Here is a 16,195-nt window from a genome sequence, read left to right on the forward strand (position 1 = left end):
TCGCGGGTAGCGCGGGCCCTGTCGGGGCGGGCTGCTTGGATGGTCGGATGCTGCACGGACTGTGGACGCCCGGGTCCGGGTTGGTGCTGTGGCACGACCCGGACGGCTTCGTGCTCGCCGACGAGACGGAGAAGCTGCCCGAGCCGCTGCGGTCGGTGGTGCGGGCGGCCAAGTGGCGGCACTGGGCCGAGGTCACGCTGGCGGGGGAGTACGGCAAGGAACGGGCCCGGGTGCGGGCGCACGCGCTGGCCCCGGAGGCGGCGGCCCGGGTGCTGCTGGGGGAGCTGCCGCCGCACTGGCCGGTGGCGGGGGATCTGCGCTATCTGGGCCATGTGGCGCGCGGGATCGAGCGCTGGGTGCGGGCGGGGCGGATCGTGCCGGAGATCCGGCGCGACGACGGGGAGTGGTGGGTGCGGTGGCGGCTGGTCGGCGGGCAGCGGCAGCGGGCCTGGCTGGCCGAGTTGGCCGTAGCCATGCCGTCGGCGCTGAAGGACCACGGCAGGCCCGCCGACATCCTGGAGAACCTGGTCGCCGAGCTGACCGATCCCATTGCCAGGACATGGATTTCCGAACGCGATCCCGAGATCGGTTCCGCGCCGACGGATTCGGTGCCGCATCCGCTGTTGAGGGCACTGCTGGACGCCACACCGCTGGAGACCGGATCGCATCGGGTGGCGGCGGTGCTCGAGGACTGGCGCACCAGTCTCACCGCGGGCGAACCCGATCTGGTGCTGCGCCTGCTGGAACCCGACGGCGACGAGCCGGGTGAACTGTGGCGGCTCGAGGTCTGCCTGCGCGTCGAAGGTGAAGCGCCGCAACCGGTGCTGCTGCCCGGCGATCCGATGCTGACCCGGCTGGCGGGGGAGAAGCTGAGCGCCGCCAAGGAGGTGTATCCGCGCCTGCGGGACCTGCCCGGCGATCCGCGCAGCATGGACCTGTTCCTGCCCACCGAGGTGGTCATGGACCTGGTGGCGCACGGCGCGAACGTGCTGGCCGCCGCCGGGGTGCGTCTCATGCTGCCGCGCGCCTGGCGGGTCGCCGCACCGACCATGAAGCTGCGGGTGCAGAGCCCCGCGGCCACCGAAACCGCTGTGGGGCTCAAGGGTTTGGTGTCGTTCCGGTGGGAGCTGGCGCTGGGCGACACGGTGCTGACGCCCGCGGAGATGGCGCGGCTGGTGGACGCGAAATCGGATCTGGTGCGCTTGCGCGGGGACTGGGTGCAGGCCGACCATCGCATGCTCGCCGCGGCCGCCGACTACGTCTCGGGCCGCACCGACGGCACCGAGACCACGATCGGCGGCCTGTTCGCCGAGCTGTCCGCGCATCCGGTGATCGGTGTGCCGCTGGACGAGGTCACCGCGACCGGCTGGGCGGCAGAGCTTTTCGCCGGCGAGCGCGCCACCGAGCCGGTGCCCGACCCGGTCGGCCTGAAGGCCCAGCTGCGGCCCTATCAGCAGCGCGGCCTGGCCTGGCTGGCGACCATGAGCCGCCTGGGCTGCGGTGCGATCCTCGCCGACGACATGGGCCTGGGCAAGACCGTGCAGGTGCTGGCCCTGCTGGCGCACGAGCGGGAAACGGCCGCCGTGCCGACCGGCCCCACCCTGCTGGTGTGCCCGATGTCGGTGGTGGGCAACTGGCAGCGGGAGGCCGAACGCTTCGCCCCGGATCTGCGCGTGCTGGTGCACCACGGCCCCGCCCGCCGCTCGGGCGCGGAACTGGATGCGGCGGTGACGGATTCGGATCTGGTGGTCACCACCTACGCCCTGCTGGCCCGCGATGTGGAGGAGCTGAAGCGGCAGGACTGGCAGCGGGTGGTGCTGGACGAGGCGCAGCACATCAAGAACGCCGGGACCCGGCAGGCGCGCGCGGCCCGGCTGGTCCCGGCGCGGCATCGACTGGCGCTCACCGGAACTCCGGTGGAGAACCGCCTGGAGGAGTTGCGGTCGATCCTGGATTTCGCCAATCCCAAGCTGCTGGGCAAGGCGTCGGAGTTCCACGCCCGGTTCGCGGTCCCGATCGAGCGTGAGCACGACGAGAACGCCGTCACCCGCCTGCGCGCCATCACCTCGCCGTTCGTGCTGCGCCGGGTCAAGACCGATCCGGCGGTGATCTCGGATCTGCCGGAGAAGATCGAGATGACGGTGCGGGCCAACCTGACGGTGGAGCAGGCCGCGCTGTATCAGGCTGTCCTGGACGATATGTCGGCCACACTGAAGGCCGCCGAGGGCATGGAACGCAAGGGCGCGGTACTGGCCGCGCTGACCCGGCTCAAGCAGGTCTGCAACCACCCGGCCCACTACCTGAACGACGGTTCGGCGGTGCTGCGCCGCGGTCAGCACCGGTCCGGGAAACTGGCGCTGGTCGAGGACATCCTGGAATCGGTCATCGCCGACGGGGAACGCGCCCTGATGTTCACCCAGTTCGCGGAGTTCGGAAAGCTGCTGGCCCCCTTCCTGTCCGAGCGTTTCGGGGCCGAGGTTCCGTTCCTGCACGGCGGGGTGAGCAAGCAGGCCCGCGATGCCATGGTGGCGGACTTCCAGGGCGGCGACGGCCCGCCGCTGATGCTGCTGTCGCTCAAGGCCGGCGGCACCGGCCTCAATCTCACCGCCGCCAATCACGTGGTGCACCTGGACCGCTGGTGGAATCCGGCGGTGGAGAACCAGGCCACCGACCGCGCCTTCCGGATCGGCCAGCGCCGGGATGTGCAGGTGCGCAAGCTGGTCTGCGTCGACACCATCGAGGAGCGGGTGGACGACATGCTGAAGGGCAAGAGCCGGCTGGCCGATCTCACCGTCGGCGCCGGCGAGCACTGGATCACCGAACTCGGCGACGAGGAGCTGCGGGAACTGTTCGCGCTGGGAGCGGAGGCGGTCGGCGAATGAACGATGTCATCGACTTCGGCGGGTACGGCAAGCGCCGCCCGGTGCGCGGCGGGGTGCCGGCGCGCAGCCGCCGCGGCGCCGCCTTCGCCCGGACCTGGTGGGGCCGTGCCTTTCTGGACGCCGTGGAGCAGGTCGCCGACGCCGGGCGGCTCTCGCGCGGCCGCTCCTACGCCCGCACCGGCCAGGTGATCAACTACCGGCTCGAGGAGGGCATGGTGACCGCGGAGGTGCAGGGCAGTCAGCCTCGCCCCTTCGTCTCCGTGCTGACCATGCGGACCTTCGACCGCCACCACCTGGAGGAACTGGCGGACGCGGTGCGCGAGTCGCCGGGCATGCTGGGCGAGATCGCGGCGGGCACGCTGCCCCGGGCGCTGGGCCCGCTGCTGCTGCCGACGACGGTGTCCGAACTCGACTTCTCCTGCAGCTGCCCGGATCACAGCTGGCCCTGCAAGCACGCGGCCGCCATCTGCTACGTGGTGGCGGAACGGCTCGACGAGCACCCGACCGACCTGCTCACCCTGCGCGGGATCCGGCTCGACGACCTCATCGGCGGCCTGCTGCAGAGCGAGACCCTCGACTGCGGTGACCTGTACGGCGAGCACGCGGCGCTGCCCACGCTGCCGGACCCCGAATTCCATCCGGCCCCCGACGATCTGGACCCGGTGCTGCTGCGCCAGGCCCTGCGCATGACCTCCGAGGACGAGCAGTCCGTCGCCGCCGGGCTGCGGCACCTGCGCGACCTCTACCGCTCCCTGGACCGCTGAGGGCTGTTCCCCGGCCCGCTGCGGGCTGGGCCGTGGCTCGCCGCGGCGCTAGGCCGTGGCGGTCCGGGTGGCGGGCCGATCGTCGGTGCGGCGTCCGCCGGGCGCTTCGAAGGTGTAGTCGTTCAGATCGAAATGGGCTGCCCGCCAGGCGGCTTCGGGCGTGCTCATGGCCCGCAGCGGGACGTCGCCGTTCTTGTCGAAGTAGTAGGAGTTGGCCAGTGTGCAGCTGTCCTGCCAGAACACCTGGGTGCCGCGCCGCGACATCATCTCCTGGAAGTACCGCTCGTTGGCGGCGGCGGTGACCTCCACCCGGGTGGCGGCGTGGCGGCGGGCCCGGCGGAGCAGTCGCAGGATGTGGGTCGTCTGCATCTCGATGAGCGTGAAGTAGGACGCCCCGTTATAGCCGTAGGGCCCGATGATGGTGAAGAAGTTCGGGAACCCGGGCACGCTGACGCCCTCGTAGGCCTGCAGCCGGTGGGTGTCCCACCAATCCTCCAGTCGCAGTCCGCCGCTGCCGTGCAGGTCGAAGGTGGGCATATTGCCCGACTCCATCACCTTGAAGCCGGTGGCCATGATGAGCACGTCGACCTGGTGGTGGCGACCGGTGGTGCGCAGACCGCTCGCGGTGATCTCGGTGATGGGATCGGTTTCGAGGGTGACGTTCTCGCGGTTGAAGGTCTTCAGGTAGTCGTTGGAGAACGACGGCCGCTTGCAGCCCAGCGCGTAGTCGGGTGTGAGCTTCGCGCGAATCTCGGGGTCCCGCACCTGATCCCGCAGGTGCGCGAGCCCGGTGCGTTCGCCGAGCTTCACGATCGGCAGCACCTTGTAGTAGTGCGCCGACAGCGGGAAGGTCAGTTCCACGAACGCCTGGCTGATCCAGCGGGTGACGAACTGCCCGCCGGGCAGTCGCATCAGTGCGCGGGCCACCGGCGGCATGGGCGCGTCGGGCCGCGGCAGGCACCAGATCGGGGTGCGCTGGAAGACCACCAGTTCCGACACCTGCGGCGCGATCTCGGGAATGATCTGGATGGCCGAGGCCCCGGTCCCGATGATCCCGACCCGTTTGCCGCGCAGGTCGACGTCGTGATCCCAGCGCGCGGTGTGCATGGTGACGCCCCGGAACCGTTCCGCCCCCGCGATGTCCGGCAGTTTCGGGCGGGTCAGCACCCCGGTCGCGCCGATGAGGAAGCGGCAGGTCAGCTGGTCGCCGTCGTTGGTGCGCAGCCGCCACAGGTGCAGGTCGTCGTCGAAGTCGGCGCGTTCGATGGTGGTGCCGAACCGGATTCGCGGCCGCAGCCCGTACTTCTGCACGCACCGCTCGGCGTAGGCCTTCAGCTCCCGGCCCGGCGCGTATACCCGCGACCACGAGTTCTGCTTCTCGAACGAGTACTGGTAGCTGAACGACGGAATGTCCACGGCGATGCCGGGATAGGTGTTCCAATGCCAGGTCCCGCCCGGGCCGTCGGCCTCGTCGATCATGACGAAGTCGTCGAATCCGGCCTTGCGCAGGGCGATCGCGGTCCCGATCCCCGAGAATCCCGCTCCCACGATGACGATCTGATGATCGACCACGGTTCTTGTCACGATGCGTCCTCCGCGTAGATGATGCAGTCCACCCGATGCTCGACACCGTCCACGGTGCGAATCCCGAGCGGTGCGATCCGGGCGATGGGCCAGCTGACCAGCGTGCAGTTCGGCTGCCGCAGGGCCCGGTAGTAGCGGCCGTGCACCCGCACCGCCGCCCGCTGGTCCGGCGTCAATTGCCGCCGCACCCACGAATCCCCCACCTGCGCCCGCAGATTCGCCGCGGCCGCCCGTCGCAACGCCTGCCGCCCGCCCCAGCGCAGGGCGTCGAAGCCGACGCGCCCGAGTGCGCCCGGCCAGGTGTTCCTGTGCCCCACGCGGTCACCTCGCCCGGAAGCGGTGGGCGATGCCTGGCTTCCGACAGGCGCGCGGAGATCGCCGGAGCGCGGTGCGGCGGAATCTGCGGGGAGCCGTGACCCCGAGTCGCCGGGCAGTGGCGGCGCGGAGTGCGCCGGGAGCGTCCCGAGCGCGTCGGCGGGTAACCGGTCCAGCACCAGCCGGATGCCGGGGACGGGCGGGGTGGGCACGATCCATACCGGATCGTGCTGGAAGACGGTCACCCGCCGGGCCTGCTCGGCGACCGGGGGCACGACCTTGGCCAGTGCCGCCCCGCCGCCGATCACCGCGACGTGCAGGCGGTCCAGCTCGTATTGATCCCGCCAGTGCGTGCAATGGATCGTGGGTCCGCGGTAGGCGTCTCGGGCCCGGCCGACCGCGCCGCCCCGGATCGGGGAGCTCATCTCGCCACCGGCTCGTAGGTCAGGGCCTTGGACCAGGACGGCGTGCGGCGGCGCAGCACTCGCCCGGGGATGCTGTCGATGGCCTTGTTCAGCGCGTCGTTGAGGCCCTGGATCGGTTGCAGGCGATTGATCGTGGCCCTGCCGTGCAGACGGACGACGTGGTAGAGCGGCAGGCGCTTGATGTCGGGGCTGCGTTCCCCGGCCTTCTCATAGCGCCGCACGGCATTCCACAGCTTCTCCTCGTCGAGCCCCATGGCCATGATGTTGGTGGACATGCGTGACAGCAGCGGCGTGTACAGCAGTGCCCCCATCAGCAGGGTGGGGCGCAGCGCGAAACCGGCCGTCTCGATGGCGATGCGCCGCATCGGTCCGGCGCCGAGCTGTTCGAGGACCTGGAAGCCGACCGCCAGGTGCCGGGACTCGTCGCTGTTGATGTGCCGGAACACCTCGTGGCACAGCGGGTCTCGCACCTCGTCGAGCAGGAACTTCACCAGTGCGCCGTCGAGCGCGCACTCGAGCGAGGGGATCACGGTACCGAGCACCGGCAGCGACAGGTGGTCGCCGTACCGGTCCAGCCATTGGATGACGAGCTGAATGTTCTTGTTGGGCAGCGGCATCGCGTCCCTGTCGAGCATGCCCCACCGGCGCATCAACGCCAGTTCGGCATTGGCGTGCTTCTGTTCCTCGGCGTGGAAGTGCCGGTAGATCTCCTTGAGCGGGCCGTCCGGCGCGTGCAGCGTGAGGGCGGCGAAACCGCGCGCGCCCACGTGTTCGATCCACACCAGGTCGGCCATGAAGGTGGCCAGCGCCGGGCGTTGCTCATCGGTGATGAGCTCGGCTCCCGGTGCGTCCCAGTCGATGTCGGCCAGCGCCCACTGCCGGTCCCGGACCACGGTGAGCATGTCGGAATACGCGAACGCCATTGTTCTGCTCCTCGCTGCATGGCTACCGCACCAGCCGCTCCAGTAATCCGGCGGCGCGGGTGTAGGTTTCGGGCAGCAGTCGCTTGGACTGCCAGATCGCCTTGGCCTCGAGCTGCGGGACCACGTAGAGCTGACCGTGGTCGACGGCGTCGAGGGTGGCGCGGGCGATGGCCGCGGGCGGGCGTCCGGTCCAGCGCAGCAGGCGGTCGCCCCACAGCTGCACGGTCTCGTCGCCGATCGAAACGCCTTCCAGGATATTGGTTCTCACCCCGGTCGGGCAGAGCACGGTGACGGTGACGCCGGTGCCGGACAGCTCCGCGGCGAGCGTCTCCGACAGCGCCAGCACCCCGGCCTTGGATACGTTGTAGGCGGCCATGCGCGGCGCGGACCCGAAGGCGGCGGCGGAGGCGACGTTCACGATGGACCCGTGCCCGGCGGCGCGCAGCCGGGGCGCGAAGACGTGGCAGCCGTGGATGACGCCCCACAGGTTCACGTCCAGCACCTGATGCCATTCCGCGGGCGGGGTCTCGCCGATGACGGTGCCGCCGCGGCCGATGCCCGCATTGTTGACCACCAGGTCCGGGCTCTTGCCGAACCATTCCTCGGCGGTGTTCGCGAGCGCGGTGACCTGCGCCAGGCTGCTCACATCGCAGCCGGTGTCGAAGGCCTTGCCCCCGATGTCGCCGACCAGTTCGGCGGTCTCACGGGCGCGGTCGGGGTCGAGGTCGGAGCAGACGACGCGTCCACCCCGTTTGCCGATCTCGAGGGCGAAGGCGCGGCCGATGCCGCTGCCCGCACCGGTCACCACCGCGTCCGCCTGCCGAGTGCGGTGGGTTCCGCCGAAAGGATTGAGTCGCATGGGAACTCCCGGGAGCGTGCCATCCGGGCAGTCAAGTGGTGGCGTGTGCCACCACTGGCCGCACCTGCCACCAATTAGGCTCCGGATGCGCTATTTTGTCAACTATGGACGTGCCCGCGACGGCGACGACCGACCTGTCCGCGACCCCCGGGCGGCGCGGCGGCACCTGGGGTGGCCGCACGCAGGAGCAGCGCCGGGCCGAACGCCGCGAGCGGCTGATCACGGCGGCTCTGGACATCTGGCTCGAGCACGGCTGGGCCGCGGTCACCATGCGCGGCGTGTGCACCCGCGCCGGCCTCAACGACCGCTACTTCTACGAGCATTTCGCCGACCGCGACGACCTGCTGGGCGCGGTCTGGGACGAGGTCGGATTCCAGGTGCTGGGCGAACTCTCGGCCGTGGTCGCCGACAATCTCGCGCACCCGGCGCTGGGCATCCTGCACCTGGCCATCGCCCGCGCCGTGGAACTGCAGTCCGAGGGCCCGGCCCGCATCCTGTTCGGTGATCACTCGGGCAGTCGCGTCCTCGAGCAGCGCCGCACCGCCCTGCTCACCGAGTCCACCGACATGCTCATCGCCACCGCCCGCCCGTACCTGCGCCCGGGCGTCGACGAATCCGACCTGCGCATGGGCGTGCTGATGAGCATCGGCGGCTTCATCGAACTGCTGACCGCCTGGCGAGCCGGGATCATCGAGGCCGACGCCGGCCGCATCGTCGATCACGTCAGCCACGCGGCCGATCTGCTCGGCGCGGAATACCTGGCTCTGCCCTGACCGGCACCCGGCTCGGCCCCGGCCGCCGCTACTTGACCGCCCACATCATCGATTCCGGCCCGGCGAGGTGCTCGGTCTGCGGGTCGTGGAACCCGGCGTCGGCGAGCCAGCCGCGCAGGTCGGCGGCGGTGTAGTCGAAGCCGCCGGGCGTCTCGATCAGCATGTTGAGGCTCATGAGCAGGCCGGGCAGATTGGTGCGGCGATCATCGTCAATGAGGGATTCGTAGACCAGGATCGCGCCGCCCTCGGGCAGCGCGCGATAGGCCTTCTCCAGCAGCATGCGCTTGGTGTCGAGATCCCAGTCGTGCAGGATGTGGCCGAAGACCAGTACATCGGCCTCGGGCAGCTCCTCGGCGAAGAAGTCCCCGGCCCGGAAGCTGCTCCGATCCGCCACCGGGGCAATGTATTCGGTGAAGATCGGCTCGACGGGCGCCAGGTCGTAGCCGATGCCGTGCAGGTGCGGATTGGTCTCCAGGACGGTGCGCAGCAGCGCGCCCTGGGCGGTGCCGATATCGGCGACGGTCTTCCAGCGCTGCCACGGGAAGACCTCGGCGATGACGTGCGCGCCGGGCAGTGACAGCCCGGTCATGGCGCGCTGAAAGTCGTAGAGCCGCTCGGGATCCCGGTACAGCTCGGTGAAGAGGTCACGGCCCTCGCGCGCCTCGTTCTGGGGTAGCCCGGTGCGCAGGCCCTCGGTCAGATGGCCCCAGAAGGGATACAGCCGCGCCGCCGCCATCTCCAGGAAGCCGCCGATGTACTCGCTGCCGGTGCTGTCCAGATAGGTCGCGGTGTCGGCGGTGTTGGCGTACCGGTCGTCGGTGCGCCGCAGCATCTCCATGGCGACGAGCGCGTCGAAGAAGTCACGGGCGGACCGCGGGTGCAGGCCGAGTTCGCACCGCAGCTGCTCGGCGGTCAGCTGGCGATGCCCGAGCACCGTGAACACCCCGAGTTCGACAGCGCTGAGCAAGGCCCGGGACTCCCAGAAACCCATTCCGATCCGCAGGATCCGCTCCATGGCGCATCACGATAGCCAGCGTGACGATCCGCCACGGCCGGACCCGGCAAATTCGGAGCACCCGACCGGGTCAGAGCATGTCGAGCCGGTAGATCCGTTCGGCGTTGCGGCGGAACACCTGCTCGATGGCCTTGTCGTCGGCCCCGTGCCCGGCCAGCGCGGTGGCCACCGCGCTCGCGGCGTTCGGGATGCTCGTAATCGGCTTGTCCACCGGGAAGTTCGAGCCCCAGATCAGCCGGTCGGAGCCGAAGACGTCCAGCGCGTGCTCCAGCATCGGCGAAATCCGTTCCACCAGTACCGGAACCGGTGTCGGCTCGCCGCGCTTGGGCACCGGGTGGCCGAGGATGGGCATCATCAGCCCGCTCACCTTGGCCACCACATTGGGATGCGCGGCCAGCGCGGTGAGGTCGTCGCGCCAGCGCAGGAACAGTTCGCGCCGCTGGCTCGCATTCCTGCCGGTCTCCCGCCCGACCGGCCCGAAAATGCCCGCGGGCGTGCCGAGATGGTTGAGCACGATGGTGGTGTCCGGATACCGCTCGGCCAGCGCCGTCACCTCGGGCAGCTGGCCGGAGTACACCCATGCCTCGAAGTCGAGCCCGCGGTCGGCCAGCGCGCCGAACCCGTTGAGGAAGGCGGCGGAGGTGAGCTTGCCCGGCGCCTTGCAGGTCGCCCGCACATCCGGATCCGGGTGGTATTCGACGCGGGTGCGCACGCCCCGGAACAGCGGGGACGCGGCCTGATGCGCGTCCAGCAACTCGGCGAATTCGGGTGTGACGGGGTCGGCCGCTCCCATGATCGCACCCAGGGCGGGGGTGTCGACGCCCCACGGCAGGCTGGCCACCCACCGGGTCTCGTCGACGGGCCCGAGCGGGCCGTTGCCGACCCATTCCACCTCGATGTGCACGATGGCCTCGACCGGCACCTCGCCCGCATCGGAGTCGTAGTCGCGCGGCAGATAGGGGCGCATGAACGGCGTGGGGTCCCCCACGAACTCGCGATCGCGGCGCGGCGCGAGCCGTTTGGCCCAGTCGACCGGCACCGGTACGTACCGGAACAGCTTCGCCAGGCCGCTGAACTCGCGCGGCGTGGTCATCGGATCCCACTGGTGAATGTGCGCGTCCACCACGGTCATTCCCGCAAACTCCATGGGGTGCCTTCCGTCGGGGTCAGCCTGTCCGGATTGTTCCACAGAGACGCCCGTGCCGCGCTCGCCTGAGCGAACGCGGCACGGAGTTTGCCCGGGGAAGTTGGCGGTGCGTTACGGCAGCACCTGCGGGATGGCGTCGGGATTGAGCAGGCCGATCAGCGCGCCGATGCCGCCGCCGATCAGGGCGCCCAGGGCGGAGCCGCCCAGCGCGCCGGGGATGGAGCCGACGACCGAGCCGAGTGCCGCGCCGCCCGCGCTGCCGGTGAGCGCGCCCGCGGCCGCGCCGTTGAGGGCCGGGTCCGGGAACATCGCGTTCGGGTTGGTGGCCACCGGATCCAGCGGAATGCCCTCGGAGACCGGGGTGACCTGGATCGGCGCGCTGTCCGGGGCCTCGGCGGCCGCCGCGCCGGCGAACAGGGTTGCTGCCGCTGCGAGCGACATGGTGATGGTGGCGAGCTTGGCGGTGGTTCTCATGGTTCCGGTATAGCCGAGAAATTGCTGCCAATCGGAAATTGCCATACACCCTGGGCGGTGTAAGCACTCGCCAGTGCGGGATCGCAGGTGAAAGCAATAGCACCCCGCTATATTTCGAGATATGGCGGGGCGCTGTCGGTCAGCCGGTCAGGGTTTGATCACACGTTGCGGCGATACTGTCCACCCACGGTGAAGAAGGTGTCGGTGATCTGCTGCAGCGTGCACACCCGCGCGGCGTCCATCAATACCTCGAAGGCGTTCTCGTCGCTCGCCGCGGCCGCCGCGAGCCGAGCCAGCGCGGCCGGGGCCTCGTCGCGATGCCGCTCGGTGAATTCGCTGACTCGTTGCAGCTGAGACTGTTTCTCGGCCTCCGTGCCGCGCGCCAATTCCAGTACCCGATGTTCTTCCTCGTGCGGACTGCGGAAGGTGTTGACCCCGATGAGCGGCAGGCTCCCGTCGTGCTTGCGGCGCTCGTAGAGCATGGACTCGTCCTGGATCCGGCCGCGCTGATACCCGGTCTCCATCGCGCCCAGCACCCCACCGCGTTCGCTGATCCGCTCGAACTCCCGCAGCACCGCCTCCTCCACCAGATCGGTGAGCTCATCGATGACGAAGCTGCCCTGCAGCGGGTTCTCGTTCATCGCCAGCCCCCACTCCCGGTTGATGATGAGCTGGATGGCCAGCGCCCGGCGCACCGATTCCTCGGTGGGCGTGGTGACCGCCTCGTCGTAGGCATTGGTGTGCAGGCTGTTGCAGTTGTCGTAGATCGCGATCAGCGCCTGCAGGGTGGTGCGAATGTCGTTGAAGCTCATCTCCTGTGCGTGCAGCGACCGCCCGGAGGTCTGCACGTGGTACTTGAGCTTCTGCGACCGTTCGCCGGCCCCGTACTTGTCGCGCATGGCGATCGCCCAGATGCGCCGCGCCACCCGGCCGATCACCGAGTATTCGGCGTCCATCCCGTTGGAAAAGAAGAACGACAGATTGGGCGCGAAATCGTCGATGTCCATGCCGCGCGCCAGATACGCCTCCACATAGGTGAAGCCGTTGGCGAGGGTGAAGGCCAGCTGGCTGATCGGGTTCGCCCCGGCCTCGGCGATGTGATAGCCGGAGATGGACACCGAGTAGAAGTTGCGAACGCCGTTGCGCACGAACCACTCCTGGATGTCGGCCATCATGCGCAGGCTGAACTCGGTGGAGAAGATGCAGGTGTTCTGGCCCTGATCCTCCTTGAGGATGTCGGCCTGCACGGTGCCACGCACGGTGGCCAGGGTGCGGGCGCGCAGGTCCGCGGCCTCCGCGTCGGTGGGTTCGCGGCCCTGCTCGGCGGAGAACTCCTCGCGCGCTTGATCGATGGCCGCATTGAGGTAGTAGGCCAGGATGGTCGGCGCGGGCCCGTTGATGGTCATGGACACCGAGGTGCTGGGCGCGTCCAGATCGAACCCGGCGTACAGCGCCTTCATATCGTCGAGCGTGGCGATGGAGACCCCGGACGTGCCGACCTTGCCATAGATGTCGGGCCGCTCGGCCGGATCGTGCCCGTACAGGGTCACCGAGTCGAACGCCGTCGAAAGCCGTTTGGCGTCGGCGTGTTCGGACAGCACCCGGAACCGCCGATTGGTGCGGAAGGCGTCGCCCTCGCCCGCGAACATGCGCGCCGGATCCTCGTTGTCCCGTTTGAACGGGAACACCCCGGCCGTGAACGGGAACCGCCCGGGCAGATTCTCCGACCGCAGGAACCGCAGGAGTTCACCGTGATCGGTGAAGCGGGGGAGCGCCACCCGCGGAATCGAGCTGCCGGACAGGGTCTCCCGGCGCAGCGTGGTCCGCAGCTCCCGGTCCCGGACCCGCACCACCTGCTCCTCGCCGCGATAGGACTCCGCGACGGCGGGCCATTCGGCCAGCAGGGCGGCGTTCTCGGGCGCCAGCTCCCGCGCGGCCCGGGCGAGCAGATCGCGCACGGATTCGTCGTCCGGTAGTTCGGCGAGCACCTGCTCGACGCGCTGCACCCGCTGCGCCGCCGCGAGCTGCCGGGCGGTCGCCGCGTGGTAATCCCGGACGGTCTCGGCGATCTCGGCCAGGTAGCGCACCCGCGCGGGCGGAATGATCTGCGCGAACCGCGTCGAGGCGCGGGTTTCCACCCGGGGCAGCGCACCCTCCTGTAGTGGTAGCCCGCGCTCGGCGAGCAGCCCGGTCAGATGGTGGTATAGCGCCGTCACCCCGTCGTCGTTGAACGTGGCCGCGCTGGTGCCGAACACCGGCATGTCCTCGGGCAGGGCGTGGAAGTCCTCGCGATTGCGCACCAGCTGCCGCGATACGTCCCGCAGCGCGTCCTCGGCCCCGCGCCGCTCGAACTTGTTGATGGCCACCACATCCGCGAAGTCGAGCATGTCGATCTTCTCGAGCTGGGAGGCCGCCCCGAATTCCGGCGTCATCACGTACAGCGACACGTCCACGTGCTCGGCGATGGCCGCGTCACCCTGTCCGATGCCGGGGGTCTCCAGGATGACCAGGTCGAATCCGGCTGCCTTGCAGGCGATCAGCATGGCGTCGATATTGTTCGGCACCTCCCGCTCGCCCCGGGTGGCCAGGGACCGGAAGTAGACGCGTTCCCCGTCCAGGGCGTTCATCCGGATCCGGTCGCCGAGCAGTGCGCCGCCGCCGCGTCGCCGGGTGGGGTCCACCGCCAGGATCGCGACCCGCAGCTTGTCCTGCTGGTCGGTGCGCAGCCGCCGCACGAGTTCGTCGGTGAGGGAGGACTTTCCGGAGCCGCCGGTGCCGGTGATGCCGAGTACCGGCACCTGCCGCGCCGCCGCCGCGGCCGTCAGCGCTGCCAGGTCGTCCGCCGGCAGCGTCCCCTGTTGCAAGCAGGTGAGTGCGCGGGCCAGTGCCGCCCGATCGCCGCTCAGCACCGCGTCGACGGGGGCGGGCGTCCGGGAAACATCCACGTCGCACGCCGAAATCAGCTGATTGATCATGCCCGGCAGCCCGAGCCGCTGCCCGTCCTCGGGGGAGAAGATGGTCACCCCCGACTCTTGTAGCCGGGAGATCTCCTCGGGAATGATCACCCCGCCGCCCCCGCCGAAGATCTTCACGTGCCCGGCCCCGGCCTCTTTCAAAGCCTGCGCCAGGTATTCGAAGTACTCGATGTGCCCGCCTTGATACGAGCTGACGGCCACCCCCTGCACGTCCTCGGTGACGGCCGCGTCCACGACTTCGCGCACGGCCCGGTTATGCCCCAGATGAATCACCTCCGCCCCCTGCGCCTGGAGGATTCTTCGCATGATGTTGATGGCCGCGTCATGGCCATCGAAAAGCGCAGCGGCGGTCACGAACCGCACTGGATTTACCGGGACATGCAGATCTGGCATGCCAATCCTCCGCACGGAGAGCCTGTAGGTGCTGTGAATTATCCCACAGCCAATACTTGGATGTCCAACTATAGGATCGCCACATACCGCGCAAATTGCGCGCAAGCTTCGAGACAGGCTGAGAATTTTGGAGACGGGCATGGTTCGCGAACTCACGCACTTCATCGACGGCAAGCACGTAGAGGGAACTTCCGGCAAGTTCGGGGATGTCTTCAACCCCAGCACCGGTCAGGTCCAGGCGCGGGTGCCGCTGGCGAGCAAGAGTGAGGTCGAGGCGGTCATCGCGAACGCGGCCGCCGCGCAGCCCGCCTGGGCGGCCACCAACCCGCAGAAGCGGGCCCGCGTGCTCATGAAGTTCCTGACCCTGGTGCAGGACGAGATGGACTCGCTGGCCGCCCTGCTCTCCGCCGAGCACGGCAAGACCATCGCCGACGCCAAGGGTGACATCCAGCGCGGCCTCGAGGTCATCGAATTCGCCGTCGGCATCCCGCACCTGCTCAAGGGCGAGTACACCGAGAGCGCCGGCACCGGCATCGACGTCTACTCCATGCGCCAGCCGCTCGGCGTGGTCGCGGGCATCACCCCGTTCAACTTCCCGGCCATGATCCCGCTGTGGAAGGCCGGACCCGCACTGGCCTGTGGAAACGCCTTCGTGCTCAAGCCCTCCGAGCGCGACCCCTCGGTGCCGCTGCGCCTGGCCGAGCTGTTCCTCGAGGCCGGACTGCCCGCGGGCATCTTCAATGTCGTCAACGGCGACAAGGAAGCCGTCGACACCCTGCTGAACGACGAGCGGATCAAGGCCGTCGGCTTCGTCGGCTCCACCCCGATCGCGCAGTACATCTACGAGACCGCCACCGCCAACGGCAAGCGCGCCCAGTGCTTCGGCGGCGCCAAGAACCACGCCATCGTGATGCCCGACGCCGATCTCGACGATGTGGCCGACCAGCTCATCGGCGCGGGCTACGGCTCCGCGGGCGAGCGCTGCATGGCCATCTCGGTCGCGGTGCCGGTCGGCGAGGAGACCGCGGATCGCTTGCGCGCCAAGCTCGTCGAGCGCATCGGCAAGCTGAACGTCGGCCTCTCCGACGACCCGGGCGCCGACTTCGGCCCGCTGGTCGGCCGTGACGGCGTGGACCGCGTGAACAACTACGTGCAGATCGGCGTCGACGAGGGCGCGGAACTGGTCATCGACGGCCGCGGCCTGGTGGTCGAGGGCGGCGAGGACGGATTCTTCGCGGGCGCTTCGCTGTTCGACAACGTCACCCCCGAGATGCGGATCTACAAGGAAGAGATCTTCGGCCCGGTGCTGGCGCTGGTCCGTGCCAAGGACTACGAAGAGGCGCTGCGGCTGCCCAACGAGCACGAGTACGGCAACGGCGTCGCCATCTTCACCCGCGACGGCGACACCGCCCGCGACTTCGCCGCCCGCGTGCAGGTCGGCATGGTCGGCATCAATGTCCCGATCCCGGTGCCGATCGCGTACCACACCTTCGGCGGCTGGAAGCGGTCCGGCTTCGGCGACCTCAACCAGCACGGCCCGGACTCGATCCGCTTCTACACCAAGACCAAGACGGTGACGCAGCGCTGGCCGGCAGGCGGAAAGGAGACCGCGTCCTCGAGCGGCTCCGCCGCCAACGCCTTCGTCATCCCGACCATGGACTGACGC

At 69.5% G+C, this 16,195-nt stretch carries 12 protein-coding genes; 4 read left to right on the top strand and 8 right to left on the bottom strand.

All coding sequences use genetic code 11. The features are described from left to right. The first annotated feature begins 47 nt into the window (after positions 1-47). Positions 48-2,882 carry a DEAD/DEAH box helicase gene (locus ACQPYY_RS05655; RefSeq protein WP_433592973.1) on the top strand — a complete coding sequence of 945 codons (2,835 nt, stop codon included), beginning with the start codon at positions 48-50 and terminating at the stop codon, positions 2,880-2,882. After that, positions 2,879-3,646: an SWIM zinc finger family protein gene (locus ACQPYY_RS05660; RefSeq protein ID WP_433592974.1), complete on the top strand. Its 768-nt coding sequence runs from the start codon at positions 2,879-2,881 to the stop codon at positions 3,644-3,646. The genes ACQPYY_RS05655 and ACQPYY_RS05660 overlap by 4 nt, the downstream gene beginning before the upstream one ends. Before the next feature lie 48 nt (positions 3,647-3,694). Here the strand turns inward: ACQPYY_RS05660 and ACQPYY_RS05665 are convergent, their stop codons facing one another. From ACQPYY_RS05665 to ACQPYY_RS05680, 4 genes are read right to left on the bottom strand one after another with little or no spacing between them, the layout of a single operon-like run. Then, positions 3,695-5,233 carry a flavin-containing monooxygenase gene (locus ACQPYY_RS05665; protein ID WP_433594575.1) on the bottom strand — a complete coding sequence of 513 codons (1,539 nt, stop codon included), beginning with the start codon at positions 5,231-5,233 and terminating at the stop codon, positions 3,695-3,697. Then, positions 5,227-5,970, bottom strand: coding sequence for a hypothetical protein (locus tag ACQPYY_RS05670; protein WP_433592975.1), 744 nt, complete (start codon positions 5,968-5,970; stop codon positions 5,227-5,229). The genes ACQPYY_RS05665 and ACQPYY_RS05670 overlap by 7 nt, the downstream gene beginning before the upstream one ends. After that, complete coding sequence (locus tag ACQPYY_RS05675) at positions 5,967-6,893, bottom strand: ferritin-like domain-containing protein (protein ID WP_433592976.1); 927 nt, start codon at positions 6,891-6,893, stop codon at positions 5,967-5,969. Before ACQPYY_RS05675 ends, ACQPYY_RS05670 begins: the two co-directional genes overlap by 4 nt. A gap of 22 nt (positions 6,894-6,915) precedes the next feature. After that, entirely contained in the window at positions 6,916-7,752 is an 837-nt protein-coding gene (locus ACQPYY_RS05680; RefSeq protein ID WP_433592977.1) for an SDR family NAD(P)-dependent oxidoreductase, read from the bottom strand. A gap of 134 nt (positions 7,753-7,886) precedes the next feature. Here ACQPYY_RS05680 and ACQPYY_RS05685 point away from each other — a divergent pair, with 134 nt between their 5' ends. Continuing rightward, positions 7,887-8,525 carry a TetR/AcrR family transcriptional regulator gene (locus ACQPYY_RS05685; protein WP_433594576.1) on the top strand — a complete coding sequence of 213 codons (639 nt, stop codon included), beginning with the start codon at positions 7,887-7,889 and terminating at the stop codon, positions 8,523-8,525. Positions 8,526-8,553: 28 nt separating this feature from the next. On the opposite strand, the gene ACQPYY_RS05690 is transcribed toward ACQPYY_RS05685, so the two are convergent. The 4 genes from ACQPYY_RS05690 to icmF form a co-directional block, all read right to left on the bottom strand. Continuing rightward, positions 8,554-9,540 (bottom strand): methyltransferase, encoded by a 987-nt coding sequence (locus ACQPYY_RS05690; RefSeq protein ID WP_379105605.1) that lies wholly within the window; start codon positions 9,538-9,540, stop codon positions 8,554-8,556. Positions 9,541-9,610: 70 nt separating this feature from the next. Next, positions 9,611-10,687: an amidohydrolase family protein gene (locus ACQPYY_RS05695; RefSeq protein WP_433592978.1), complete on the bottom strand. Its 1,077-nt coding sequence runs from the start codon at positions 10,685-10,687 to the stop codon at positions 9,611-9,613. A gap of 111 nt (positions 10,688-10,798) precedes the next feature. Then, positions 10,799-11,161 (bottom strand): hypothetical protein, encoded by a 363-nt coding sequence (locus ACQPYY_RS05700; protein ID WP_379105610.1) that lies wholly within the window; start codon positions 11,159-11,161, stop codon positions 10,799-10,801. Between the two features lie 158 nt (positions 11,162-11,319). Beyond that, positions 11,320-14,529, bottom strand: a complete 3,210-nt coding sequence (icmF, locus tag ACQPYY_RS05705) for a fused isobutyryl-CoA mutase/GTPase IcmF (protein ID WP_433592979.1) — start codon at positions 14,527-14,529, stop codon at positions 11,320-11,322. A gap of 139 nt (positions 14,530-14,668) precedes the next feature. On the opposite strand from icmF, the gene ACQPYY_RS05710 reads away from it, so the two are divergent. Next, positions 14,669-16,192: a CoA-acylating methylmalonate-semialdehyde dehydrogenase gene (locus ACQPYY_RS05710; RefSeq protein WP_379105614.1), complete on the top strand. Its 1,524-nt coding sequence runs from the start codon at positions 14,669-14,671 to the stop codon at positions 16,190-16,192. Positions 16,193-16,195: the final 3 nt, after the last annotated feature.

This window comes from Nocardia sp. CA-145437, from assembly GCF_050956485.1.
In the GTDB taxonomy this organism is placed as follows: Bacteria; Actinomycetota; Actinomycetes; order Mycobacteriales; family Mycobacteriaceae; genus Nocardia.